The sequence below is a fragment of the Pseudomonas sp. S3_C06 genome (genome assembly GCF_054667675.1).
Map to the genome: position 1 here is coordinate 6609294 of NZ_CP162747.1, position 23759 is coordinate 6633052.

A 23759-nucleotide genomic window follows, 5' to 3' on the forward strand; every position below is an offset into this window, starting at 1 on the left:
CGCATAAGGCTTGGCTAATATACGTTCCATATACACATCGTATCGGATTCATATATGGGCATCGTAAAGATTTCAGAGGACATGCACGAGAACCTGCGTATTTCCAGCAACGCCCTCAGCCGCTCGATCAACGCGCAAGCCGAGCACTGGATGCGTATCGGCATGCTCGCCGAACTGCACCCCAACCTCGACCACAGCGCCATTTGCCGCTTGCTGATCCGCGCCGAACAAAATGGCGGGCTCGACCTGCAACAACTGACTCAGGAAGCCGTCAGCGCATGAGAAACCAGATCAAGATCAACACCCCGGCCGACATCGCGCAATCTCGCGCTGCCGGCAAACTCGCCGCTGAAGTGCTGGCGATGCTAGTGCCACACGTCAAGGCCGGCGTCACCACTGATCAGCTCGATCAACTGTGCAACGACTACATCGTCAATGTGCAAAAAGCAGTGCCGGCCAACGTCGGTTATCACGGTTTTCCGAAAACCGTGTGCGCCTCGGTCAACGATGTGGTGTGTCATGGCATCCCATCGGGGACGCCGTTGAAGGATGGTGACATCGTCAACCTCGACATCGCGGTGATCAAGGATGGCTGGTTCGGCGACACCAGTCGCATGTACGTGGTCGGTGAGGCGACGCCTGAAGCGCAGCACCTGATCAAGACCACTTATGACGCGATGTGCGCGGGTATTCGTGTGGTGAAACCAGGTGCGACGCTGGGTGATATCGGCCATGCGATCCAGACGCTGGCGGAGAAAGAAGGCTTCAGCGTGGTGCGCGAGTATTGCGGGCACGGGATTGGCAAGGTTTATCACGATGAGCCGCAGATTCTGCATTACGGCTTTCCCAATCAGGGCATGAAGCTCAAGGCCGGGATGATTTTTACCGTGGAGCCGATGCTCAATGCTGGCAAGCGCCATGTGAAAAACATGCCGGATGGCTGGACGGTGCTGACCAAGGATGGCTCGTTGTCAGCGCAGTGGGAGCATATGGTGGCGGTGACGGAGACGGGCTTCGAAATCCTCACGGCGTGGCCGGACGAAATCGAAGGCTACCGCGCTATTGTCTGATACCGCGTCGACTGTTTCCCTCACCCTAGCCCTCTCCCAGAGGGAGAGGGGACTGACCGGGTTGTTTTGGCGTTATACATCGACTTGAAAGTCCTGAGTCGAACTCAGGTCCTGAAAAGCCCCCGATCGGCTCCCTTTCCCCCTCGCCCCCCTGGGGGAGAGGGCTGGGGTGAGGGGGTAGATATCACAGACAACACGATTTCAGTGGGAGCCGGCGGCTTTGTTGAGGTCGCTTTCGGTCCATTCGGTGTAGACGCAGGCATCAGCGGTGGCCCAGCGCACTTGCACCGGATCGCCAGCCTTGAGCGGCATGCCGGCGGCGGACAATGCTTTCACTGTCATTGATGTGCCGCCTGAGGTGACCACGCTGCAAGTCTGGCTCTCACCCAGAAATAGCACTTCCACAACCTTCGCTGAAACCTCATTCCAACCCGACGGCAACGGTTCGCTAATCGCCTGCGCCACGCTCAACGCCAGTGCCTTTTCCGGCCGCACCATCAGCAAAACATCCTGATCGCTGTGCAACCCAGCGGTCAGGCGAATCGACAATGACTGTCCTTCAAACGAAGCCGCCGCATTGCCCTGCGCCTTGAGCTTGAGGAAGTTCGAATTGCCCAGAAACGACGCGACAAACGCATTCGGCGGATTCTGATACAGGTCATAACCGCTACCCAGACCAACAATCTTGCCGTGACTGAAAATCGCAATGCGTTGCGACAAACGCATGGCTTCTTCCTGGTCGTGGGTCACGTAAACAATGGTGATGCCCAGACGACGGTGCAATTGGCGCAACTCATCCTGCAGATCTTCACGCAGCTTTTTATCCAAAGCACCGAGCGGTTCGTCCATCAACAAAATGCGCGGCTCGTAAACCAAGGCACGGGCAATGGCGACACGTTGTTGCTGGCCGCCAGACAGTTGCGAAGGGCGGCGATGGGCGAACTGCTCAAGCTGCACCAGTTTCAACATCGCATCGACGCGCTTCTCACGTTCAGCCGCCGCCAGTTTGCGAATCGCCAAAGGAAAGGCAATGTTGTCGCGCACCGACAGATGCGGGAACAGCGAATAGCGCTGGAACACCATGCCGATGTCACGCTTGTGCGGCGGCACATTCACCAGCGACTGACCGTTGACGAGGATCTCGCCGCTGCTCGGCGTTTCAAACCCGGCGAGCATCGACAGCGTGGTGCTTTTGCCTGAGCCGCTGGAGCCGAGGAAGGTGAGGAATTCTCCGTCCTTGATGTCCAGCGAGATGTTGTCGACGGCGGCAAAGTCGCCGTAGTGTTTGTTCAGATTGCGCAGGCTGACCAGGGGTTTGTCGTTCTGCTGGGAGGCGTCTTTGATCACGGCACTCATGTCGTACTCCTGGGCGCTCAGGCGCTGATTTCGTTGCGCCGGCGCAATGCGGCGGCGATGACCATGACCAACACCGACAAGCCGATCAGCAGCGTCGAAGCGACGGCGATCACTGGCGTCAGGTCCTGGCGCAAAGTGGTCCACATTTTCACGGGAAGGGTTTGCAGGGTCGGGCTGGCCATCATCACGCTGAGCACCACTTCGTCCCACGAAACCAGAAAGGCGAAGAGGGCGCCGGCGACCATGCCCGGACGAATCGCCGGGAACGTTACCTTGAACACCGCTTGCAGGCGTGAAGCACCGCAGATCACCGCCGCGTCTTCAATAGACTGATCGAACAGCTTCAGCGAGTTGATGATCGAGATGATGGTGAACGGCAACGCGACAATCACATGGCTGACCACGAAGGCGAACATGGTCCCGGTGTAACCGAGCTTGAGGAACAGCGCGTACACCGCCACAGCAATGATCACCAACGGCACGATCATCGGCAGGGTGAACAGACCGTAGAGCATTTCCCGGCCAGGAAAGCGTCCGCGCACCAGCGCAAATGCAGTCGGCAGACCGAGGGCCACGGCGCAGATCGTGGTCAGCACGGCAACCTTGAGGCTGGCCGCGGCGGCGTTCATCCAATCGGGGTTGGAGAAGAACTGGCCGTACCATTTCAGCGTCCAGCCCGGCGGCGGGAATACCAGCCACTGCGATGAACCGAACGACAGCAGCACGATGAACACGATCGGCAACAGCAGGAACAGACCGATCAGCCCGGTGGTTGCATACAAGCCGAAGCGCATGCGTCGGCTCATCGCATTGGGGGTCAGGAGCATGTCGGCTTACCTCGCGTTACTGGCGCCAACCGGGGATTCCGGCTGAAGCTTCAGGTAGAAGTAGAACAGCACCAAAGTGATCGCGATCAGCAACGCGGCGCCGGCACTGGCCAGGCCCCAGTTGAGGAACGATTGCACCTGCTGAATGATGAACTCCGGCAGCATCATGTTCTGCGCCCCGCCGAGCAGCGCCGGGGTCACGTAGTAACCGAGCGACATGACGAACACCATCAAGCCACCGGAGGCCAGACCCGGTCGGCACAGCGGCAGGAACACCCGGAAGAAGTTGCTCCACGGACTGGCACCGCAAATCGAGCCGGCCTGCAGAATCATCGGGTCGATGGCCTGCATGGTCGCCTGCAATGGCAACACAATGAACGGGATCATGATGTAGCTCATGCCGATCACCACGCCGGTGAGGTTGTGCACCATCTCCAGCGGCTGATCGATGATGCCCATCGCCATCAAGGCTTTGTTGATCACGCCGGACGCTTGCAGCAGCACCAGCCACGAATAGGTGCGGGCGAGCAGGCTGGTCCACATCGAGAGCAGCACGATATTGAGGATCCAGCGTCCCCAGCCGCGCGGCACCAGGGTGATCGCCCAAGCCAGCGGAAAGCCCAGCAGCAAGCTGAACAGCGTCACCAGCCCGGCTACCGAGAAGGTGTTGAGCAGGACCCGGGCATACGCCGAGTTGGCGAACAGTTGTTCATAGTTGCCAAGGCCAGGCGTCGGTTCGAGCACGCCGCGCAACAGCAGGCCAATCAACGGCGCGAGAAAGAACAGGCCGATGAACAACAGCGCCGGCGCGAGGTTGCCGGCGCCGCGCCAGCGTTGTCTGAGGGACAGGGTTTGCTGCATCGCAACCGCCTGTGTTCCGTGGGCCGAACCGGCAGCGCCGTTGGCGCTCCCGGTGGCAGTGGAGGGACGGGACGCGGTGGCCGCCATTTTCATTTGACCAGCCATTCGTTCCACCGTGTCGCGATGGCCTGGCCGTTTTTGGCCCAGTACGCGAAATCAAGAGTGATCTGATCCTTAGCGTAGGCAGTCGGCAGGTTGGGGGCCAGCGTCGAATCCAGACGCTCCACACTGTCGAGGTTGACCGGGGCGTAGGCGGTCAGGTTGGAGAAGTCAGCCTGGCCCTTGGCGCTGCTGGCGGCGGCGAGAAACTTCATCGCCGCGTCCTTGTTTTTCGAGCCTTTGGGGATGACCAGAATGTCGGCCATGACCAGGTTCTGTTTCCAGCTCACGCCGACCGGTGCGCCGTCTTCTTGCAGGGCGTGAATGCGGCCGTTCCAGAACTGGCCCATGCTCGCTTCACCGGACGCCAGCAGTTGCTGCGACTGCGCGCCGCCGCCCCACCAGACGATGTCTTTCTTGATGGTGTCGAGTTTTTTGAAAGCACGATCCAGATCCAGCGGGTAGAGCTTGTCAGCCGCTACGCCATCGGCCAGCAGCGCCAGTTCGAGCACGCCAGGGCTTGGCCATTTATACAGGGCGCGTTTGCCGGGGTAGGTCTTGGTGTCGAACAGCGCGCTCCAGTCCTGCGGCTTGTTGGCGCCGAGTTTGCCCTCGTTGTAGCCGAGGACGAAGGAGAAGAAGAACGAGCCGACGCCGTGATCGCTGACGAAACGCGGGTCGATCTTGTCGCGCTGAATCACTTTGAAATCGAGGGGTTCGAGCAGGCCTTCAGCCGCGGCGCGCAGGGCGAAGTCGGCTTCGACATCGACCACGTCCCACTGCACGTTGCCGCTCTCGACCATGGCTTTGAGTTTGCCGTAGTCGGTCGGGCCATCCTGCACGACGGTGATGCCGCTGGCCTTGCTGAACGGATCGGCCCAGGCCTGTTTCTGCGCATCCTGGGTGCTTCCGCCCCAGCTGACGAAATTCACGCTTTCGGCAGCCATTGCAGCCTGGCCGGTGACGCTGAGCAGTCCCGCAAAAAAGATCGCGGTTGCAGCTTTGTTCAACACCATGTTCACGCCCTCATTGTTGTGTTTTTGAGCGGGCTTGCGTTGTTGCCCGCCTATCGGGAGCAGTAGATGGACGTTCGTTGGAGTGTCCGGTCTATGGAATATCATATTATGGTATTCCAAACTTTGTGCAAGCACTTTGCCTTACCGGTTATCTGGCCGGGCGGTTATTTGATGCGTTCGGCTTGGATGTTTTTTGTGAATGTTAGATCCAGCCCCTCACCCCAGCCCTCTCCCTTCGGGAGAGGGGGCCGATCGGAGGCTGTTCAAAACCTGAGTTCGGCTCGGTATCTCAGGTCGGTGTATAGCGACTAAACAACTCGGTAGCTCCCTCTCCCTCCGGGAGAGGGCTGGGGTGAGGGCAGCTTTATTCAGTGAACGGAATACTCTCAACCACCTCCAGGTCATACCCGGTCAGGCCAGCGTATTTCAGAGGAGGGCCCAGGTGACGCAGTTTGCCAACCCCAAGGTTCTGCAAAATCTGCGCTCCAGTCCCGACTTCCGAATAAATCCGCGATTGCGAACGGCTGAACTGCCGTGGCGGCTGGGTCAATTGCGGCACCCGCTCGAGCAACGCCTGCGACGACTCATGATTGGCCAACACCACAACAACCCCATGTCCCTCAGCCGCAACCCGTTGCAGTGCCGCCCACAGCGTCCAGTTGGTCGGCCCGCTATATTCCGCGCCAACCAGATCCCGCAGCGGATCGATCACATGCACACGCACCAGCGTCGGCTCTTCGCGGCGCAGATCGCCCATGACCATCGCCATGTGCACGCCGCCCTCGATGCGATCCTCAAACGTGATCAAACGGAACGTGCCATGCACCGTCGGCAGCTCGCGTTCGCCAATCCGTTCGATGGTGTGTTCGGTGCTCAGGCGGTAGTGGATCAGATCGGCGATGGTGCCGATCTTGATCCCGTGCTTGCGCGCGAACACTTCCAGATCTGGCCGACGGGCCATGGTGCCGTCGTCGTTCATCACCTCGACAATCACCGAGGCCGGAGTGAAACCGGCCAAACGCGCCAGATCGCAACCCGCTTCTGTGTGACCCGCGCGAGTCAGCACGCCACCTTCCTTGGCGCGCAACGGGAAGATATGGCCGGGCTGCACCAGATCTTCAGCGCGAGCATTCGGCGCGACGGCGGCGGCAACCGTGCAGGCGCGATCCGCCGCGGAGATGCCGGTGGTCACGCCAACCGCCGCTTCGATCGACACGGTAAACGCGGTGCTGAACACGCTGCCATTGGCCGGCACCATTTGCTCCAGACCCAAACGCTGGCAATGTTCGTCAGTCAAGGTCAGGCAGATCAGCCCGCGCGCTTCACGGGCCATGAAGCTGATGGCCTCGGGCGTGCAACGGTCGGCGGCCAGCAACAGGTCGCCTTCGTTTTCGCGGTCTTCGTCATCGACCAGCAAGACCATTTTGCCGAGACGATAATCTTCGATGATTTCTTCGATGCTGTTGAAGGCCATGCTGGACTCTCAGGGTTCGTTGGAAATATATTGGTATACCATAATACAAAATTAACAAAGAGGTCACTATGAAGGCGTACTGGATAGCTCATGTGGATATAGCCGATGCCGATCACTACAGCCAATACACCCAGCGCGCGCCGGCAGCCTTCGCCGCGTACGGCGCGAAGTTTCTGGCCAGAGGCGGGCGCAGCGAGGCGATGGAAGGACGCAAGACGCCGCAGCGCAGCGTGGTGATCGAATTCGAAAGCTATGAGAAAGCCGTGGCGTGCTACCACTCGGCGGCGTACCAAGAGGCGAAAAGTTATCGCGAAGAATGGGCGAGGGCGGAGATCATCATCGTTGAAGGCATCGCCCCAGTTTAAGCAACACCACTAAACCCCCGTATTGATCGTTCCCACGCTCCGCGTGGGAATGCAGCCCGGACGCTCCGCGTCCCTTTCAAAGCCGAACGCGGAGCGTCCGAAGAGGCATTCCCACGCGGAGCGTGGGAACGATCAGGCAGAAAGCGAAGCGTTGTCAGCGGATGAAGTGGATCTTGCCGCTGTCGTCATTGCCCATGTAAATCCCGTACACCCCAGCCTCGCGCTCTTCGATATAGCGCTCAAGAATCTGCCGGATCGCCGGGTAATAGATCTGTTCCCACGGAATCTCTTCAGGCGCGAAGAATTTGTAATCCATGGTTTCGGGGCCGTACTGCCCGGTGATCTCCAGTGCGATCGCACGGAAGATGATGTACACCTCGCTGATCTTCGGCACGCTGAAAATCGAGTACGGCGAGACGATTTCCGCGCGTACACCGCTTTCTTCCCAGACTTCACGCAGCGCGGCTTGCTCAGTGGTCTCGCCGCTTTCCATGAAACCGGCCGGCAGCGTCCAGGTGCCCGGGCGCGGTGGGATCGCGCGTTGGCACAACAGGTATTTGCCGTCCTGCTCGATGATGCAGCCGGCGATGATCTTCGGATTGACGTAGTGGATGTAGCCGCAGCCGCGACACATCAGGCGCTCGTGCGTATCGCCCGCCGGTATCTGCTGACCGAGGTCAGGGCCACCGCATTTCGGGCAATAGCTCGGGCTGAACATATCAGTGACCTATACGGGGTTCTTTCAAGGCGATCGGCAGGGTGATTGGCGGGGTAGCCCCGGTCTCTTCCTGTTTGCGCTTGAGATAGTCGAGCGCCACGGCAGCAGCGGCACGAACGTGATCAACACAGGCCTGATGCGCCGCCAGCGGATCGCCGCTTTTGATCGCTTCGACCATTTTTTCCATTTCGTGGTTACTCGCGCCACGACGGTTTTCCTGGGAAACCGAGGTCGCGCGCAGGTAGCTGATGCGCGCCTGCAACTGACGCAACTGAGTCGCCGCGACATGGTTGCCCGAGCCTTCGAGCAGCACGTCGTAGAAGCCTTGCACCGAGTCGATCACCTGCTGCAGCTCGCCGTCCTTGAGCGCCTTGCGGTTGTCGTCGAGGGCCTTTTCCAGGGCTTTGATGTCCTTGGCCTTGGCGCGCAGGGTGAACAGCTGGACGATGAGACCTTCCAGTACACAACGCAATTCGTAGATATCGACGGCATCGGCGAGGGTGATGATTGCTACGCGCGGGCCCTTGGCATCGGCGAACTCGACCAGGCCTTCGGATTCCAGGTGACGCAAGGCCTCGCGCACGGAGGTGCGGCTGACGCCGAGGCGATCGCACAGATCGCGTTCGACCAGACGATCGCCTGGCATGAGCTGGAAATTCATGATCGCGCTACGCAGTTTATCCAGCACGATTTCGCGCAGGGTAACGGGGTTGCGATTGACCTTGAAGCTGTCGTCGAGTGGCTGGCGTTTCATGGGGTCCGCTCTTTAAGTTGGCTGTCCATGCCAGACGGGCATCTAAACAGCCGAGGGGTTGACTGAGGCTTCGGCGTCGGCTTCGGCAAAGGCTTCACGGGCCAGCCGGAAACTGTCCACGGCTGCCGGAACGCCGCAATAAATGCCGACCTGAAGCAGAATTTCGCGTATTTGCTCACGACTCAGGCCGTTACGCAAGGCGCCGCGCACATGCAGCTTGAGTTCATGCGGGCGGTTGAGCGCCGAGATCATCGCCAGGTTGATCATGCTGCGCTCCTTGAGCGACAACCCCTCGCGCCCCCAGACATGGCCCCAGCAGTATTCGGTGACCATTTCCTGGAGTGGGCGGGTGAAGTCGTCGGCGTTGTCGATTGAACGCTGCACATAGGCTTCGCCGAGCACCTGAGTGCGGATCTTCAGGCCTTTCTCATACTTCTCATTACTCATAAATCCTCCAGTCACCACAAATCCCTTGTAGGAGTGAGCCTGCTCGCGATAGCGGACTGACATTCAACATGGATGTCGACTGATCCACCGCTATCGCGAGCAGGCTCACTCCTACAGGGTTTTGTGTGAATCCGTCAGGCCAGGGTCGGCAGGGGGCCGAGCTTGCCTTTGTGGTAGATCATCGGCGTCACCGGTTGCGCCGGCAGGATCAGGTTCTTCACCGCGCCAACGATGATCGCGTGATCGCCGCCATCGTATTCCCGCCACAACTCGCACTCGATGATCGCCGTGGCCTTGGCCAGAATCGGGTTACCCAATTCGCTTAAATGCCACTCGATGTCTTTGGCCTTGTCCTTGCCTTTACCGGCAAACGCATAGGCCTCAGCCGTCTGGTCAGCGGACAGCAAATGGATCGCGAATTTCTTGCTGTCACGCAGCACCGGGTAGGTGTCGGAAGCATAGTTGGGGCAGAACAGCACCAGCGCCGGGTCAATCGACAGCGCACTGAAGGCACTGGCGGTGATGCCGACGATGCCGCCTTCGGGGTCAACGGTGGTGACCACCGTAACGCCGGACGGGAACGAGCTCATGACGTCTTTGTAAATGCCGGGTTCGATCATTTCGCTGGACTCCTAGCGCATCACAAACGGATCAGGCATCGGTGCCTGAGAGAGGTTGATCCACACCGTTTTCAGTTCGGTGTAGGCCAGCACCGAATCGATGCCGCTTTCGCGTCCATAGCCACTGTTCTTGAAGCCGCCGATCGGCGCCATCGCTGACACCGCGCGGTAAGTATTCACCCAGATAATCCCCGAGCGCACATCGCGCGCGAGGCGATGGGCGCGACCGAGATCGCGGGTCCAGATGCCGGCGGCGAGGCCAAACTGCGAGTCGTTAGCAATGGCCAGCGCTTCGGCTTCATCTTTAAAGCGAATCACCGAAGCCACCGGGCCGAAGACTTCTTCTTGCATGATCTTCATCGAATTGCGGTCGCACTCGAACAGCGTCGGCTCGTAGAACCAGCCTTCGCCGAGATCCGTAGGGCGCTTGCCGCCGGTACGCAAACGCGCGCCTTCAGCGATGGCATCAGCGACCAGACCTTCGACCACCGCCAATTGTTGCGCAGTGGCCATCGGGCCCATTTCGCTGTTGTCTTCTTGTGGGTTGCCGATGCGAATGCGCTGAGCGCGTTCAACCAGTCGATTGACGAACTCGTCGTAGATCTCGTCCTGCACCAACAGCCGCGAACCGGATACGCAACTTTGACCGGAGGCGGCGTAGATCCCGGCAATCGCGCCGTTGATCGCGCTGTCCAGATCGGCGTCGGCGAAGATGATGTTCGGCGACTTGCCGCCCAGTTCCAGCGACAACTTGGCGAAGTTCTCGGCGCTGCTGCGCACCACATGCCGCGCCGTCGCTGCGCCGCCAGTGAAGGCGATTTTGCGGATCAACGGATGGCGGGTGAGGGCGGCGCCGGTGCTCGGGCCGTAACCGGTGACGACGTTGACCACACCCGGCGGGATCCCGGCTTCGAGGGCCAGGCGCGCCAGTTCAAGAATCGTTGCGGAAGCGTGCTCGGAGGGCTTGATCACAATCGTGTTGCCGGCGGCCAGCGCCGGGGCGAGTTTGATGGCGGTCAGATAGAGCGGGCTGTTCCACGGAATGATTGCGGCAACCACACCCATCGCTTCATGCACGGTGTAGGCGAACAGGTCGGGCTTATCCAGCGGCAGCGTGCCGCCTTCGAGCTTGTCGGCGAGGCCGGCGGTGTAGTGGAAGAACTCCGGCAGATAGCTGACTTGCCCACGGGTTTCGCGGATCAGTTTGCCGTTGTCGCGGCTTTCCAGCTGCGCCAGTTGTTCCTTGTTTTCCGCGATCAAGTCACCGAGACGACGCAGCAATTTGCCGCGTGCGGTGGCGGTCAGACCTCGCCATGCCGGGCTGTCGAAAGCGCTCTGCGCGGACTGCACGGCGCGTTCGACATCGGCCTCGTCAGCGTCGGGCAGTTGCGCCCAGGCTTGCGCCGTGGCCGGGTTGAGGCTTTCGAAGGTTTTGCCGGAGAGGGCGTCGACCCATTCTCCGCCGATGCACATCTGGAAGCGTGCGAGTGTCATGCAACGATCCCCTTTATATGGTTTTGTCGGGAGTGTGCGAATTGGAGAAATTCCAGCAGCGTCTGATTGACCAGACGCGGCGACTCTACGGGCATCATATGCCGTTGCTCGGGCAGCACAGCAACCTTCGCACCGGGGATGCGCCGGGCCAGTTGCTCGGCCATTTCCGGGGTCGAACCCGGATCGAGTTCGCCAGTGGCGATCAGCGTCGGCGCCTGAATGCTGCCCAGGTCGTCGGCGCGGTACATGTCTTGGGTGGCGAACAATTCATAAGTGGTCAGGTAACCCTGCGGATCATTATTGGCGAGGGTCTGGCGCAATGCGGCGATCTGCGCCGGATTGGCCGCCTGATACTCGCGACTGAACCAGCGTGACAACGCCGCTTCGGCATTGGCGTCCGGGCCATGTTCGGCCGCTTGCGCGGTGCGCGCGATGACGCCGGCACGCTGTTCTTCACTGCGGTTGAACACGCTGTTCAACACCACCAGGCTTTGCAGGCGCTCCGGGTAATGCAGGGCAAAGGCCCGCGCGACCAGACCGCCCATGGAGAAACCGATCACCGCTGCCTGCGGCAGATTCAAGTGATCGAGCAACTCCAGCAACTGATCGGCGTAACCGAGCAAGGCAGTGCCGCTGGCCGGTCGCGGGCTGGCGCCATGACCGAGCATGTCATAGGCGATCACCCGGTATTGGCTGGACAGGCCGACAATCTGGCCGCCCCACATTTCTTTGTTCAGGCCCACGCCGTGGATCAAAACCACGGGCTGGCCTTGGCCGGTCGCCAGGTAACTGGTGCCAGCCGGGGTGAGTTCAGCGGTGAGCCGAATCATGGAGCGCTCCTGCAGTGCCTTTTTATTGTGATTACTGGGCTTTTTCGGCGGCCAGTTCTTCCAGATCGATGTAGCGGTTGCCGATGCGCGGGTGCAGGCGACCACCGTCGGCGCAACCCAGCACGACGACGATTTCGTCGGCACGCGGCGCGTCTTCGATCTGCATTTCCAGAGTGATGTAGTGCGAACGCTGACCTTCGTCGTCCTTGTGCATCATCGGGATCTGAATCGAGGTGCCCGGACCGCCGCGCTTGTTGGTGAAGCTCAGGTAGCTCTTGGCGTTGACGGCTTCGCGGTAGTGGTTGCCGAAACGCAGGGTGTGGATCACGGCGGAGGCGTGTTCGATCTCGCCATCGGCACCGACCACAGCGGCTTTACCGTAAGCCTCGATTTTTTCCGCACCGCCGATGATGCCGACCAGACGTTCGACCATCAGCACACCGAGGTCGGAGCAGTTGGCGCGGATCTGCGGCTTGAGGTCTTCAACGAAACCGTTGCCCACCCAAGGGTTTTTCATCACCACGGCGAGGCCGACCATGGTCACTGGCTTGTCGGTGGCTTTGCCGCCTTCGATGAAGGTTTCTTCGACATAGCTGACGATCTTGCGAATTTCGAAACTCATGAGCTGCTCCGTAGGGGGATTGAGAGTGTCTGTGCGTCTGATGGTATACCATAATACCAATCGTGCAAGTCCCCCGCGCAAGAATTGCGTCATACATCCGGCGAATGGCGCCGCATTCACTGACAACCACAAATACCAAGACCACCCCTAACCCCTGTGGGAGCGAGCCTGCTCGCGAAAGCGGTGGGTCAGCCAATAAACTGGGTGACTGGTGCACCGCATTCGCGAGCAGGCTCGCTCCCACAATGGAAATCAGCGTCGGTAGAGGGCCGCTTTCGGTTAACAAAAGATAACGTGGCGCCGATTGTCAGACGTTTCGAAAGCCCGATAGGATGAGCCAGCTTCCGAAGTGGCTCTGGATTGCGGGTTTCAGGACTATGCTCCTGAGCAGCCATCAGCGGAGCACACTTGCGGCGCCCTTGAAGGTCAGATGGCCTAACAATAATAAATAGGGGAAGGTCTATGAGTCGTTGCCGCCCGCCGGCGTTACGCAACACCGCGTTGCTGGCCACAGCACTCTCTCTGCTGGGCTTTGCCACGTTGTCGGCACCCGTGATTGCCGCCGAGGCCCCGGCCGATGTGGTCTATGCCACCGAATCCGCCAAAGCCGCGAAAAGCCTGATTCTCGACGTCGTCCACGCCGGTGCGCGACTGGTCGCGGTCGGCGATCGCGGGCACATCCTTTATTCCGATGACCAGGGCAAAACCTGGAAACAGGCCAAGGTGCCGAGCCGGCAGCTGCTGACGGCTGTGTATTTTGTCGACGACAAGCACGGCTGGGCGGTCGGTCACGACGCACAAATCCTCGCCAGCGCAGACGGCGGTCTGACCTGGACCAAACAATTCGAAGACCTCAAACGTGAATCGCCGCTGCTCGACGTCTGGTTCAAGGACGTCAACAGCGGCCTCGCCGTCGGCGCTTACGGCGCGTTGATGGAAACCACCGACGGCGGTAAAAACTGGCAAGACGTCAGCGACCGCCTCGACAACGAAGATCAATTCCACCTCAACGCCATCGCGGCGGTGAAGGATGCCGGGCTGTTCATCGTCGGCGAGTCGGGCAGCATGTTTCGCTCCGCCGACGACGGCCAGACCTGGGAAAAACTCGAAGGCCCGTACGAAGGTTCGCTGTTCGGTGTGATCGGCACGGCGCAGCCGCAGACCCTGCTGGCGTACGGCTTGCGCGGCAATCTTTATCGCTCCACGGATTTCGGCAGCACCTGGGAGCAGGTCGAACTGAAAGCTGCACGCGGGGCGCTGGAGTTCGGCCTGTCAGGTGCGACCCTTCTTGAAGACGGCTCGATCGTGATCGTCGGTAACGGCGGCTCGGTGATCAGCAGCAGCGACAACGGCGAGACCTTCAGTGTGTTCAACCGTCCGGACCGCATTTCGCTGTCATCGGTCACTGCGGCCGGCGACGGCAACCTGATTCTGAGCGGGCAGGGCGGCGTTCACACCACACTGCCTAACGGTGCCGAGATCAATAACAAGAAGGCGGGGCTATGACTTCCTTGATCACTCCTCAGCAGGACAAGGCGACGTTTCTTGAACGCCTGATCTTCAACAACCGCCCGGCAGTAATCCTGATCTGTCTGGTGGTGAGCATTTTCCTGTTCTGGCAGGCCACGCTGATCCGGCCTTCCACCAGTTTCGAAAAAATGATCCCGCTCCAGCATCCGTTCATCGAGAAGATGATGGAGCACCGCAATGATCTGGCGAACCTCGGTAACACCGTGCGTATTTCGGTGGAAGCCAAGGACGGCGACATCTTCTCCAAGGAGTACATGGAGACCCTGCGGCAGATCAACGACGAGGTGTTCTACATCTCCGGCGTCGACCGCTCCGGCCTGAAGTCGCTGTGGAGTCCGAGCGTACGCTGGACCGAAGTGACCGAAGAGGGTTTTGCCGGCGGTGAAGTGATCCCGCAGAGCTACAACGGCTCGCAGGACAGCCTCGATCTGCTGCGCAACAACGTGCTCAAATCCGGCCAGGTCGGGCGTCTGGTGGCCAACGACTTCAAGTCGAGCATCGTCGACATTCCGCTGCTGGAGTCCTACCCGGATCCGGAAGACCAGGGCAAGTTACTGGCGCTGGACTACCGCAAGTTCTCCCATGAGCTTGAAGACAAGATCCGCAACAAGTTCGAAGCGCAGAATCCCAACGTCAAAATCCACATTGTCGGTTTCGCCAAGAAGGTCGGTGACCTGATCGACGGTCTGGTGATGGTGGTGCTGTTCTTCGGCATCGCCTTCGTCATCACCCTGATCCTGCTGCTGTGGTTCACCAACTGCGTGCGCAGCACCATCGCCGTATTGAGTACGACGCTGGTGGCGGTGGTCTGGCAGCTCGGCTTGATGCACTTCTTCGGTTTTGGACTCGATCCGTATTCGATGCTGGTGCCGTTCCTGATCTTCGCCATCGGTATTTCCCACGGCGTGCAGAAGATCAACGGCATCGCCCTGCAATCCAGCGAGGCCGACAACGCCCTGACCGCAGCGCGGCGTACCTTCCGGCAACTGTTCCTGCCGGGGATGATCGCGATTCTGGCGGATGCGGTGGGTTTCATCACGCTGCTGATCATCGACATCGGCGTGATCCGTGAATTGGCCATTGGCGCGTCGATCGGCGTGGCAGTGATCGTGTTCACCAACCTGATTCTGCTGCCGGTGGCGATTTCCTATGTCGGCATCAGCAAGCGCGCGATTGCCCGGAGCAAGAAGGACGCCAACCGCGAGCATCCGTTCTGGCGCCTGCTGTCGAACTTCGCCAACCCGAAAGTCGCCCGCATCTCGGTGCTGCTGGCATTGATCGCCTTCGGTGGCGGCCTCTGGTACAGCCAGAACCTGAAAATCGGTGACCTCGACCAGGGCGCACCGGAACTGCGTCCGGACTCGCGCTACAACAAGGACAACAACTTCATCATCAACAACTACTCGACCAGTTCCGATGTGCTGGTGGTGATGGTCAAGACCAAGTCGGAAGGCTGCTCACGCTATGAAGCCATGGCGCCGATCGACGAGTTGATGTGGAAGATGCAGAACACCGAGGGCGTGCAGTCGGCGATCTCGCTGGTGACCGTGTCCAAGCAGATGATCAAGGGCATGAACGAGGGCAACCTGAAATGGGAAACCCTGTCGCGCAACCCGGACGTGCTGAACAACTCGATTGCCCGCGCCGACGGTCTGTACAACAACAGTTGCTCGCTGGCGCCGGTGCTGGTGTTCCTCAACGATCACAAGGCTGAGACCCTTGATCGTGCGGTGCACGCGGTGCAGGAATTCGCCAAGGACAACAACAAGGACGGCCTGGAATTCATCCTCGCGGCCGGTAACGCCGGGATCGAAGCGGCTACCAACGAAGTCATCAAACAGGCTGAGCTGACCATCCTGATTCTGGTGTACATCTGCGTGGCGGTGATGTGCATGATCACCTTCCGTTCGTGGGCGGCGACCTTGTGCATCGTCCTGCCGCTGGTGCTGACCTCGGTACTCGGCAACGCGCTGATGGCGTTCATGGGCATCGGCGTGAAGGTTGCGACCTTGCCGGTGGTGGCGTTGGGTGTGGGGATTGGTGTCGACTACGGCATCTACATCTACAGCCGTCTGGAAAGTTTCCTGCGTGCCGGGTTGCCGTTGCAGGAGGCCTATTACCAGACGCTGAAATCCACCGGTAAAGCGGTGCTGTTCACCGGCCTGTGCCTGGCAATTGGTGTGTGCACCTGGATCTTCTCGGCGATCAAGTTCCAGGCCGACATGGGCCTGATGCTGACCTTCATGCTGCTGTGGAACATGTTCGGTGCGCTGTGGCTGCTGCCGGCACTGGCGAAGTTCCTGATCAAGCCGGAGAAACTGGCGGGGCAGAAGGGGAACTCGCTGTTTGCCCACTGATCTGCAAGCCTGAAACGACAAAGCCGCAACCTTAGGGTTGCGGCTTTTTTTGTGTTTTAAGATCAAGAGCCCCTCACCCTAACCCTCTCCCGGAGGGAGAGGGGACTGACCGAGGTGTGCGGCTTGATCCATCGACCTGAGATACCGAGTTGATTATGGATTCACAGCAAATCGTTCAAGTCGGCGTAAATCTCGAATATCCCCCAATCGGTCCCCTCTACCTCTGGGAGAGGGCTAGGGTGAGGGCAGAGGATCTCAAGCGTTAAGTGAGTTCAGCGCCAAGCACAACACTCAACGCACTACGCGCATCATCCAGCTGCACCAACGTCGCATGCCGAGCACCCAGCGCATCACGATTCTCAATGGCGGTCAAAATCGCCTTATGCCGTGGCAACGCCAATTCATGCAGATTCGGCCGCTGATTCGAATGCTTCAATGCCTCGGCAATCGCCACCGACAACATGTTGCACAGGTTCGCCAGCAAATCATTGTGCGTCGCATCGGCAATCCGGCTGTGGAAGTCCAGATCCGGCTGCAACAACGCTTCCGGCGTCGGCGCGGCTTCCATGCGCTGGTAAGCCTCACCGATCCCGGCAATTTCGGCATCGGTGGCATGCTGGGCGGCGAGGGCAGCAGCGGCCGGTTCGATAATGCTGCGCACACTGGTCAGCACATTGAAGAATTCATTCTGCGGGCTGCTTTGCATCAGCCAGTGCAGAACGTCCGGGTCGAGCATGTGCCATTCGCGGCGGGCCTTGACCACCGTGCCGACGCGTGGCTTCGAATACACCAGACCCTTGGCTACCAGTACTCGCGTGGCTTCGCGCAACACTGGCCGGCTGACCGCGTACTCCTCGCACAGCAGGGCTTCGGCGGGCAGTTTGTCGTCGGGCTTGAAGCGTCCGGAGACGATCTGCATGCCCAGTTCCTGGACGATGCGCGAGTGCATGCTTTTGCGGTCGGAGGGTTTGCGGTAATCCATGGGGAACGGCGCGATCCTGAGCGATGGAGATGCCGCGCATCATAGCAGGCACGGCACAATCTTGAGGCGGGTAATGATCGTTCCCACGCTCTGCGTGGGAATGCTGCCCGGGACGCTCTGCGTCCCATTTCAGAGCTGGAACGCGGAGCGTCCCTTGAGGCATTCCCACGCGGAGCATGGGAACGATCGGTGGAGAAGGTCAGTGGGAGTGGCGGGGGACTTCAGCGCCTCGGCAACCGACCAGGAAGTCGAAGTCACAACCCTGATCCGCCTGCAACACATGGTCGATGTACAACTGGCGATAGCCACCCACCAACAACTGCTGCGGCGGCTGCAGATCCGCCATGCGTGCCGCCAGTTCGGCGTCCGGAATGTCCAGGTGCAAGCGTCCGGTGGCGCAGTCCAGCTCGATCCAGTCGCCTTCTTTCACCGTCGCCAAAGGCCCGCCAGCCGCGGCTTCCGGCGCCACGTGCAAAACCACCGTGCCGTACGCCGTGCCGCTCATCCGCGCATCAGAAATCCGCACCATGTCGGTCACGCCCTGCGCCAACAGTTTGGCCGGCAAGCCCATGTTGCCGACTTCAGCCATGCCCGGATAACCCTTCGGCCCGCAGTTCTTCATCACCAGAATCGAATCTTTATCGACATCCAGCTCCGGATCATTGATCCGCGCCTTGTACATATCGAAGTTTTCAAACACCACCGCACGACCGCGATGCTGCATCAGTTCCGGCGTTGCAGCGGACGGCTTCAGCACCGCACCGAGTGGCGCCAGATTGCCGCGCAGCACACAAATCCCGCCGTCGGCGCGAATCGGATTGTCGAGCGTGCGGATCACCTCGTCTTCGCCATAGATCGGCGCGTCCTTGGTGTTCTCGCCGATCGACTTGCCGTTGACGGTCAACGCATTCGGGTTAGGAATCAGATTGGCCTCGCCGAGACGTCGCAGCACCGCTGGCAAACCACCGGCGTAATAGAACTCTTCCATCAGGAAACGCCCGGACGGTTGCAGGTCGACGATGGTCGGCATGCCGCGCCCGATACGGGTCCAGTCGTCCAGATCCAGCTCGACGCCAATGCGCCCGGCGATGGCTTTCAAGTGAATCACCGCGTTGGTCGAGCCGCCGATCGCGGCGTTGACCCGGATGGCGTTTTCGAAAGCTTCCTTGGTCAGAATCTTCGACAGTTTCAAATCTTCGCGAACCATCTCCACCGCCCGCATGCCGGACATGTGCGCCAGCACATAACGCCGCGCATCCACGGCCGGAATCGCCGCGTTGTGCGGCAGCGAAGTGCCGAGTGCTTCAGCCATGCAGGCCATCGTCGACGCCGTGCCCATGGTGTTGCAGGTGCCCGCCGAGCGCGACATGCCGCCCTCGGCTGCAAGGAAATCGTCGATGGTGATGGTGCCAGCCTTGACCTGTTCGCTGAGCTGCCAGACCACCGTGCCGGAACCAATGTCCTTGCCCTTGTGCTTGCCGTTCAACATCGGCCCGCCGGTGACAACAATCGCCGGCACGTCGCAACTCGCCGCGCCCATCAGCAGCGCCGGGGTGGTTTTGTCGCAACCGGTCAGCAGCACCACGCCGTCGATCGGGTTGCCGCGAATCGCTTCCTCAACGTCCATGCTCGCCAGGTTACGGGTGAGCATGGCGGTCGGGCGCAGGTTCGATTCGCCGTTGGAGAACACCGGGAATTCCACTGGGAAGCCACCGGCCTCGATCACCCCGCGTTTGACGTGCTCCGCGATCTGGCGGAAGTGCGCGTTGCACGGGGTCAATTCCGACCAGGTATTGCAGATGCCGATGATCGGCTTGCCATAGAACTGGTGGTCGGCGATGCCCTGATTCTTCATCCAGCTGCGGTACATGAAGCCGTTCTTGTCGGCCGTGCCAAACCATTGGGCGGAGCGCAGGGTGGGTTTCTTATCAGACATGATCGATTCTCTTATTGTATGACTATAGTGTTCCAGCTACGGCTTAATCTAAGCGCAAAATCCTAGGTTTGGAAGTGTTGTTGGTGAATTAGTATTACTATATAGTCGTTTTCGACGGAGGGATGGCCCTGACGGTTTTCCGTGAGAGGCGTCCCCCGAGGTTCTATAAAAACAACAATCGGAGACCGATCTCATGAGCCAGGAACTGCGGCTGATACGGCGCATTACGCTGAAACTGATTCCCTTCCTGATCCTGCTGTACCTGATCGCCTATGTGGATCGCTCCGCCGTCGGCTTCGCCAAGCTGCACATGGGCGCCGACATTGGCATTGGCGATGCGGCTTACGGCCTCGGCGCCGGGCTGTTCTTCATTGGCTACTTCCTCTTCGAAATTCCCAGCAACCTGATGCTCGAACGCTTCGGCGCACGACGCTGGTTCGCGCGGATCATGATCACCTGGGGCGCCATCACTATCGGCATGGCCTTCGTCCAGGGCCCGCACAGTTTCTACGTGATGCGCTTTCTGCTCGGCGCGGCCGAGGCGGGGTTCTTCCCCGGTGTTCTCTACTACATCACTCAATGGTTCCCGGTGCGCCATCGCGGCAAGATCCTCGGGCTGTTCATCCTCTCGCAACCGATCGCAATGATGATCACCGGCCCGGTGTCTGGTGGTTTGCTTGGCATGGACGGCGTCCTTGGCCTGCATGGCTGGCAGTGGTTGTTCATCGTCATCGGTACTCCGGCGATCCTGCTCACCTGGCCGGTGTTGCGCTGGTTGCCGGATGGTCCGCAGCAAGTGAAGTGGATGGATCAGGCGGAAAAGGACTGGCTGACCGGCGAGCTGAAAAAGGATTTGCAGGAATACGGCCAGACTCGCCACGGCAACCCGCTGCATGCGCTGAAAGACAAACGTGTGTTGTTGCTGGCGCTGTTCTATCTGCCGGTGACGTTGAGCATTTATGGCTTGGGTTTGTGGTTGCCGACATTGATCAAACAGTTCGGTGGCAGCGATCTGGTCACCGGTTTCGTCTCGTCGGTGCCGTACATCTTCGGCATCATCGGATTGCTGATCGTGCCGCGCAGTTCCGATCGCTTGAATGATCGTTACGGCCATCTCGCCGTCCTTTATGTGCTGGGCGCGATTGGCTTGTTCATGAGTGCGTGGCTGTCGTTGCCGGTGGCCCAGTTGGCGGCGCTGTGTCTGGTGGCGTTTGCGCTGTTTTCCTGCACGGCGGTGTTCTGGACCTTGCCGGGACGGTTCTTTGCCGGCGCGAGTGCAGCGGCGGGGATTGCGCTGATCAATTCGGTGGGGAATCTGGGCGGGTACATCGGGCCGTTTGTGATTGGGGCGTTGAAGGAATACACCGGGAATCTTGCGTCTGGCCTGTATTTCCTGTCGGGCGTGATGGTGTTCGGTTTGATCCTGACCGGCGTTGTCTACCGCGTACTTGAGCGCAAACACGTCCTGCCGGTTGACCAATTTGCTGCCAGCGCCCGTGGCGCCACCCGCACCTGAATTTTTAAAGCAACGCAAATCCCTTGTGGGAGCGAGCCTGCTCGCGAAGAGGCCGGCACATTCAACATTTGAGGTGACTGACACACCGCTTTCGCGAGCAGGCTCGCTCCCACAGGGGATAGCGGTGTTTTTGAGAGAATAGGAGAAGAACATGCATCTGGTTCAATTCGAATTAAGCAACCGCGAACGCCGCGTCGGCGTGGTCGACAACGGTCTGGTGCGCGAAGTCCAGGACGCCCGCAGCGTGCGCGATCTGGCACTGGCCGCCATCGAAGCCGGCAACACCCTTGAGCAGCAAGTGCAAACCCTCGGACTCGGCATCAGCCACGACTACGCCGAGTTGCTGTCCCAGTTGCGCATCCTGCCGCCACTCGACCACCCGGACCCGGCGCACATGCTGATCAGCGGCACCGGCCTGACGCATCTGGGCAGCGCCTCGGCGCGGGACAAAATGCACCAGCAGGCCGGCGATGAAGCGACGATGACCGACACCATGCGCATCTTCAAATGGGGCGTGGAGGGCGGCAAACCGGCGGCGGGGCAGGCTGGCGTACAACCTGAATGGTTTTACAAAGGCGACGGCAGCATCGTCGTCCGCCCGGGCCAACCCTTCCCGGTACCGCCATTTGCCGAAGACGCCGGTGAAGAGCCGGAAATGGCCGGCCTGTACATCATCGGCAACGACGGCAAGCCTTATCGCCTGGGTTTTGCGGTCGGCAACGAGTTCTCCGATCACATCATGGAGCGCAAGAATTACCTGTACCTCGCGCACTCGAAATTGCGCAGTTGCAGTTACGGCCCGGAACTTCGCACCGGTGAACTGCCTCAACATCTGGCAGGCACCAGTCGCATTCTGCGTGACGGCGAAGTGCTCTGGCAGAACGAATTTCTCAGCGGTGAAGCGAACATGTGCCACAGCCTCGCCAACCTCGAATACCACCACTTCAAGTACAGCCAGTTCCTGCGTCCCGGCGACGTGCACATTCATTTCTTCGGCACTGCGACCCTGTCGTTCGCCGATGGCATCCGCACCCAGCCGGGCGACGTCTTCGAAATCAGCCAGGCCGAATTCGGCGCGCCGCTGGTCAATGGCATCGTTCCGGTTCCAGCGGCTTTTGTACCGGACAGCATCGGCACCCTTTAAGGAGATCCCATGACTCAGATTCTCGGTCACAACTACATCGGCGGTCAGCGCAGCGCCGCTGGCAACGTCAAACTGCAATCGGTCGACGCCACGACGGGCGAACAGCTGCCGCACGATTTCATCCAGGCCACGGCTGAAGAAGTCGACGCCGCCGCTAAAGCCGCCGCTGCCGCGTATCCGGCATACCGCAGCCTCAGCGCCGAACGCCGCGCGCAGTTTCTCGACGCGATCGCCGATGAGCTGGATGCGCTCGGCGATGATTTTGTCGCCGTGGTCTGCCGCGAAACGGCGTTGCCGGCCGGACGCATTCAAGGCGAGCGCGGTCGCACCAGCGGGCAGATGCGTCTGTTCGCCAAAGTGCTGCGTCGCGGTGATTTCTACGGTGCGCGGATCGACCTGCCGCTGCCGGATCGTCAGCCGCTGCCGCGCCCGGATCTGCGTCAATACCGCATTGGTCTTGGCCCGGTGGCGGTGTTCGGCGCGAGCAACTTTCCACTGGCATTCTCCACCGCTGGCGGCGACACCGCATCGGCGCTGGCCGCCGGTTGCCCGGTGGTGTTCAAGGCCCACAGCGGTCACATGGCCACGGCTGAACGGGTCGCCGATGCGCTGATTCGCGCCGCCGAAAAAACCGCCATGCCCGCCGGTGTGTTCAACATGATCTACGGTGGCGGCGTCGGCGAATGGCTGGTCAAGCATCCGGCGATCCAGGCAGTGGGTTTCACCGGTTCGCTCAAGGGCGGTCGTGCGCTGTGCGACATGGCCGCTGCACGCCCGCAACCGATTCCGGTGTTTGCCGAGATGTCGAGCATCAACCCGGTGATCATCCTGCCGCAGGCCCTTGCCGAGCGTTCGGAAACGGTCGCCCGCGACCTGACTGCTTCGGTGGTGCAGGGCTGCGGTCAGTTCTGCACCAATCCGGGCCTGGTCATCGGCATCCGCTCGCCAGAGTTCAGCGCGTTCGTGCAGCAGGTTGCGGGTTTGATCGGTGATCAACCGGCGCAAACCATGCTCAACGCCGGCACCCTCGGCAGCTACGGTAAAGGCTTGCAGCAACTGCTGGCGCATCCCGGCATTGAGCATCTGGCCGGCAATCCACAGCAGGGCAATCAAGCGCAGCCGCAGTTGTTCAAGGCCGATGCCAGCCTGTTGATCGATGGCGATGAAGTGCTGCAGGAAGAAGTGTTCGGCCCGACCACGGTGATTGTCGAAGTGGCAGACAAATCGCAACTCAGCGCTGCACTTCACGGCCTGCACGGGCAACTGACGGCGACCATCATTGGCGAGCAGGCGGACTTCGAACGCTTCCCTGAGCTGACGCCGTTGCTGGAACAGAAGGTCGGGCGGATCCTGCTCAACGGTTATCCGACCGGTGTCGAGGTGTGTGATTCGATGGTGCACGGCGGGCCGTATCCGGCGACATCCGACGCACGCGGCACCTCCGTCGGTACGCTGGCCATCGACCGTTTTCTGCGCCCGGTGTGCTTCCAGAACTACCCGGACAGCTTGCTGCCCGAGCCGCTGAAAAATGCCAACCCGTTGCGTATCCAGCGCCTGGTTGACGGCAAGTCCTCACGCGACGCGCTGTAACTGCCAGGCAATATCCCTGTGGGAGCGAGCCTGCTCGCGAATGCATTCTTTCAGTCAGCCTTTCATGGCCTGACACACCGCATTCGCGAGCAGGCTCGCTCCCACAAGGGTTCCCATAAGGCCTCTGGATCACATTGAGCTATCATTGGCC

At 60.2% G+C, this 23759-nt stretch carries 22 protein-coding genes; 8 read left to right on the plus strand and 14 right to left on the minus strand.

All coding sequences use genetic code 11. The features are described from left to right. Positions 1-54: 54 nt before the first annotated feature. Both AB4N44_RS29445 and map read left to right on the plus strand, forming a co-directional pair. Positions 55-282: a ParD-like family protein gene (locus tag AB4N44_RS29445; protein WP_007918027.1), complete on the plus strand. Its 228-nt coding sequence runs from the start codon at positions 55-57 to the stop codon at positions 280-282. Then, positions 279-1070 (plus strand): type I methionyl aminopeptidase, encoded by a 792-nt coding sequence (gene map, locus AB4N44_RS29450; protein WP_077573263.1) that lies wholly within the window; start codon positions 279-281, stop codon positions 1068-1070. Before AB4N44_RS29445 ends, map begins: the two co-directional genes overlap by 4 nt. Before the next feature lie 201 nt (positions 1071-1271). Here map and AB4N44_RS29455 read toward each other — a convergent pair whose 3' ends face one another. The 5 genes from AB4N44_RS29455 to ribBA form a co-directional block, all read right to left on the minus strand. Next, complete coding sequence (locus tag AB4N44_RS29455) at positions 1272-2426, minus strand: ABC transporter ATP-binding protein (protein WP_460110864.1); 1155 nt, start codon at positions 2424-2426, stop codon at positions 1272-1274. Between the two features lie 17 nt (positions 2427-2443). Further along, a complete protein-coding gene (locus AB4N44_RS29460) occupies positions 2444-3253 on the minus strand; it encodes an ABC transporter permease (protein ID WP_007918021.1) in 810 nt (269 codons plus the stop codon). A 6-nt stretch (positions 3254-3259) separates the two neighbouring features. After that, positions 3260-4207 (minus strand): ABC transporter permease, encoded by a 948-nt coding sequence (locus AB4N44_RS29465; protein WP_460111665.1) that lies wholly within the window; start codon positions 4205-4207, stop codon positions 3260-3262. Further along, complete coding sequence (locus AB4N44_RS29470; RefSeq protein ID WP_007918009.1) at positions 4204-5229, minus strand: ABC transporter substrate-binding protein; 1026 nt, start codon at positions 5227-5229, stop codon at positions 4204-4206. The genes AB4N44_RS29465 and AB4N44_RS29470 overlap by 4 nt, the downstream gene beginning before the upstream one ends. Before the next feature lie 364 nt (positions 5230-5593). Continuing rightward, positions 5594-6703: a bifunctional 3,4-dihydroxy-2-butanone-4-phosphate synthase/GTP cyclohydrolase II gene (gene ribBA, locus AB4N44_RS29475; protein ID WP_095050094.1), complete on the minus strand. Its 1110-nt coding sequence runs from the start codon at positions 6701-6703 to the stop codon at positions 5594-5596. A 68-nt stretch (positions 6704-6771) separates the two neighbouring features. On the opposite strand from ribBA, the gene AB4N44_RS29480 reads away from it, so the two are divergent. After that, on the plus strand, positions 6772-7068 hold the full coding sequence (locus AB4N44_RS29480; RefSeq protein ID WP_127926901.1) for a DUF1330 domain-containing protein: 297 nt from the start codon (positions 6772-6774) through the stop codon (positions 7066-7068). Positions 7069-7222: 154 nt separating this feature from the next. On the opposite strand, the gene AB4N44_RS29485 is transcribed toward AB4N44_RS29480, so the two are convergent. The 7 genes from AB4N44_RS29485 to AB4N44_RS29515 all read right to left on the minus strand — a co-directional run bounded on the left by AB4N44_RS29485 (position 7223) and on the right by AB4N44_RS29515 (position 12553). Then, positions 7223-7786 (minus strand): NUDIX hydrolase, encoded by a 564-nt coding sequence (locus AB4N44_RS29485; protein WP_460110861.1) that lies wholly within the window; start codon positions 7784-7786, stop codon positions 7223-7225. Between the two features lies 1 nt (position 7787). Further along, on the minus strand, positions 7788-8540 hold the full coding sequence (locus AB4N44_RS29490; protein ID WP_099758791.1) for a GntR family transcriptional regulator: 753 nt from the start codon (positions 8538-8540) through the stop codon (positions 7788-7790). Between the two features lie 42 nt (positions 8541-8582). Beyond that, a complete protein-coding gene (locus tag AB4N44_RS29495) occupies positions 8583-8987 on the minus strand; it encodes a carboxymuconolactone decarboxylase family protein (protein WP_016984498.1) in 405 nt (134 codons plus the stop codon). Positions 8988-9121: 134 nt separating this feature from the next. Next, positions 9122-9607: a flavin reductase family protein gene (locus AB4N44_RS29500; RefSeq protein WP_016984497.1), complete on the minus strand. Its 486-nt coding sequence runs from the start codon at positions 9605-9607 to the stop codon at positions 9122-9124. Positions 9608-9619: 12 nt separating this feature from the next. Further along, on the minus strand, positions 9620-11101 hold the full coding sequence (locus AB4N44_RS29505; protein WP_460110858.1) for an aldehyde dehydrogenase: 1482 nt from the start codon (positions 11099-11101) through the stop codon (positions 9620-9622). Next, entirely contained in the window at positions 11098-11931 is an 834-nt protein-coding gene (locus AB4N44_RS29510; RefSeq protein ID WP_095122917.1) for an alpha/beta fold hydrolase, read from the minus strand. The genes AB4N44_RS29505 and AB4N44_RS29510 overlap by 4 nt, the downstream gene beginning before the upstream one ends. A 31-nt stretch (positions 11932-11962) precedes the next feature. Continuing rightward, positions 11963-12553, minus strand: coding sequence for an amino acid synthesis family protein (locus tag AB4N44_RS29515; protein WP_460110856.1), 591 nt, complete (start codon positions 12551-12553; stop codon positions 11963-11965). Positions 12554-13015: 462 nt separating this feature from the next. On the opposite strand from AB4N44_RS29515, the gene AB4N44_RS29520 reads away from it, so the two are divergent. Further along, positions 13016-14059: a WD40/YVTN/BNR-like repeat-containing protein gene (locus AB4N44_RS29520; RefSeq protein ID WP_127926907.1), complete on the plus strand. Its 1044-nt coding sequence runs from the start codon at positions 13016-13018 to the stop codon at positions 14057-14059. Next, a complete protein-coding gene (locus tag AB4N44_RS29525; protein ID WP_150751944.1) occupies positions 14056-16440 on the plus strand; it encodes an efflux RND transporter permease subunit in 2385 nt (794 codons plus the stop codon). Before AB4N44_RS29520 ends, AB4N44_RS29525 begins: the two co-directional genes overlap by 4 nt. Positions 16441-16702: 262 nt before the next feature. Here AB4N44_RS29525 and AB4N44_RS29530 read toward each other — a convergent pair whose 3' ends face one another. Together AB4N44_RS29530 and AB4N44_RS29535 are read right to left on the minus strand one after the other, a co-directional pair. Further along, the gene (locus AB4N44_RS29530) at positions 16703-17422 is read right to left on the minus strand and encodes a FadR/GntR family transcriptional regulator (protein ID WP_122600168.1); all 720 of its coding nucleotides are present in this window, start codon (positions 17420-17422) and stop codon (positions 16703-16705) included. A 199-nt stretch (positions 17423-17621) separates the two neighbouring features. Further along, the gene (locus AB4N44_RS29535; RefSeq protein WP_460158150.1) at positions 17622-19358 is read right to left on the minus strand and encodes an IlvD/Edd family dehydratase; all 1737 of its coding nucleotides are present in this window, start codon (positions 19356-19358) and stop codon (positions 17622-17624) included. Between the two features lie 193 nt (positions 19359-19551). Here AB4N44_RS29535 and AB4N44_RS29540 point away from each other — a divergent pair, with 193 nt between their 5' ends. The 3 genes from AB4N44_RS29540 to AB4N44_RS29550 all read left to right on the plus strand — a co-directional run bounded on the left by AB4N44_RS29540 (position 19552) and on the right by AB4N44_RS29550 (position 23608). After that, a complete protein-coding gene (locus AB4N44_RS29540; RefSeq protein WP_127926910.1) occupies positions 19552-20874 on the plus strand; it encodes an MFS transporter in 1323 nt (440 codons plus the stop codon). A gap of 151 nt (positions 20875-21025) precedes the next feature. Continuing rightward, positions 21026-22018, plus strand: a complete 993-nt coding sequence (gene araD1 / locus AB4N44_RS29545) for an AraD1 family protein (RefSeq protein ID WP_127926914.1) — start codon at positions 21026-21028, stop codon at positions 22016-22018. Between the two features lie 9 nt (positions 22019-22027). Continuing rightward, positions 22028-23608, plus strand: coding sequence for an aldehyde dehydrogenase (NADP(+)) (locus AB4N44_RS29550; protein WP_127926916.1), 1581 nt, complete (start codon positions 22028-22030; stop codon positions 23606-23608). The last annotated feature ends 151 nt before the right edge of the window (positions 23609-23759 follow it).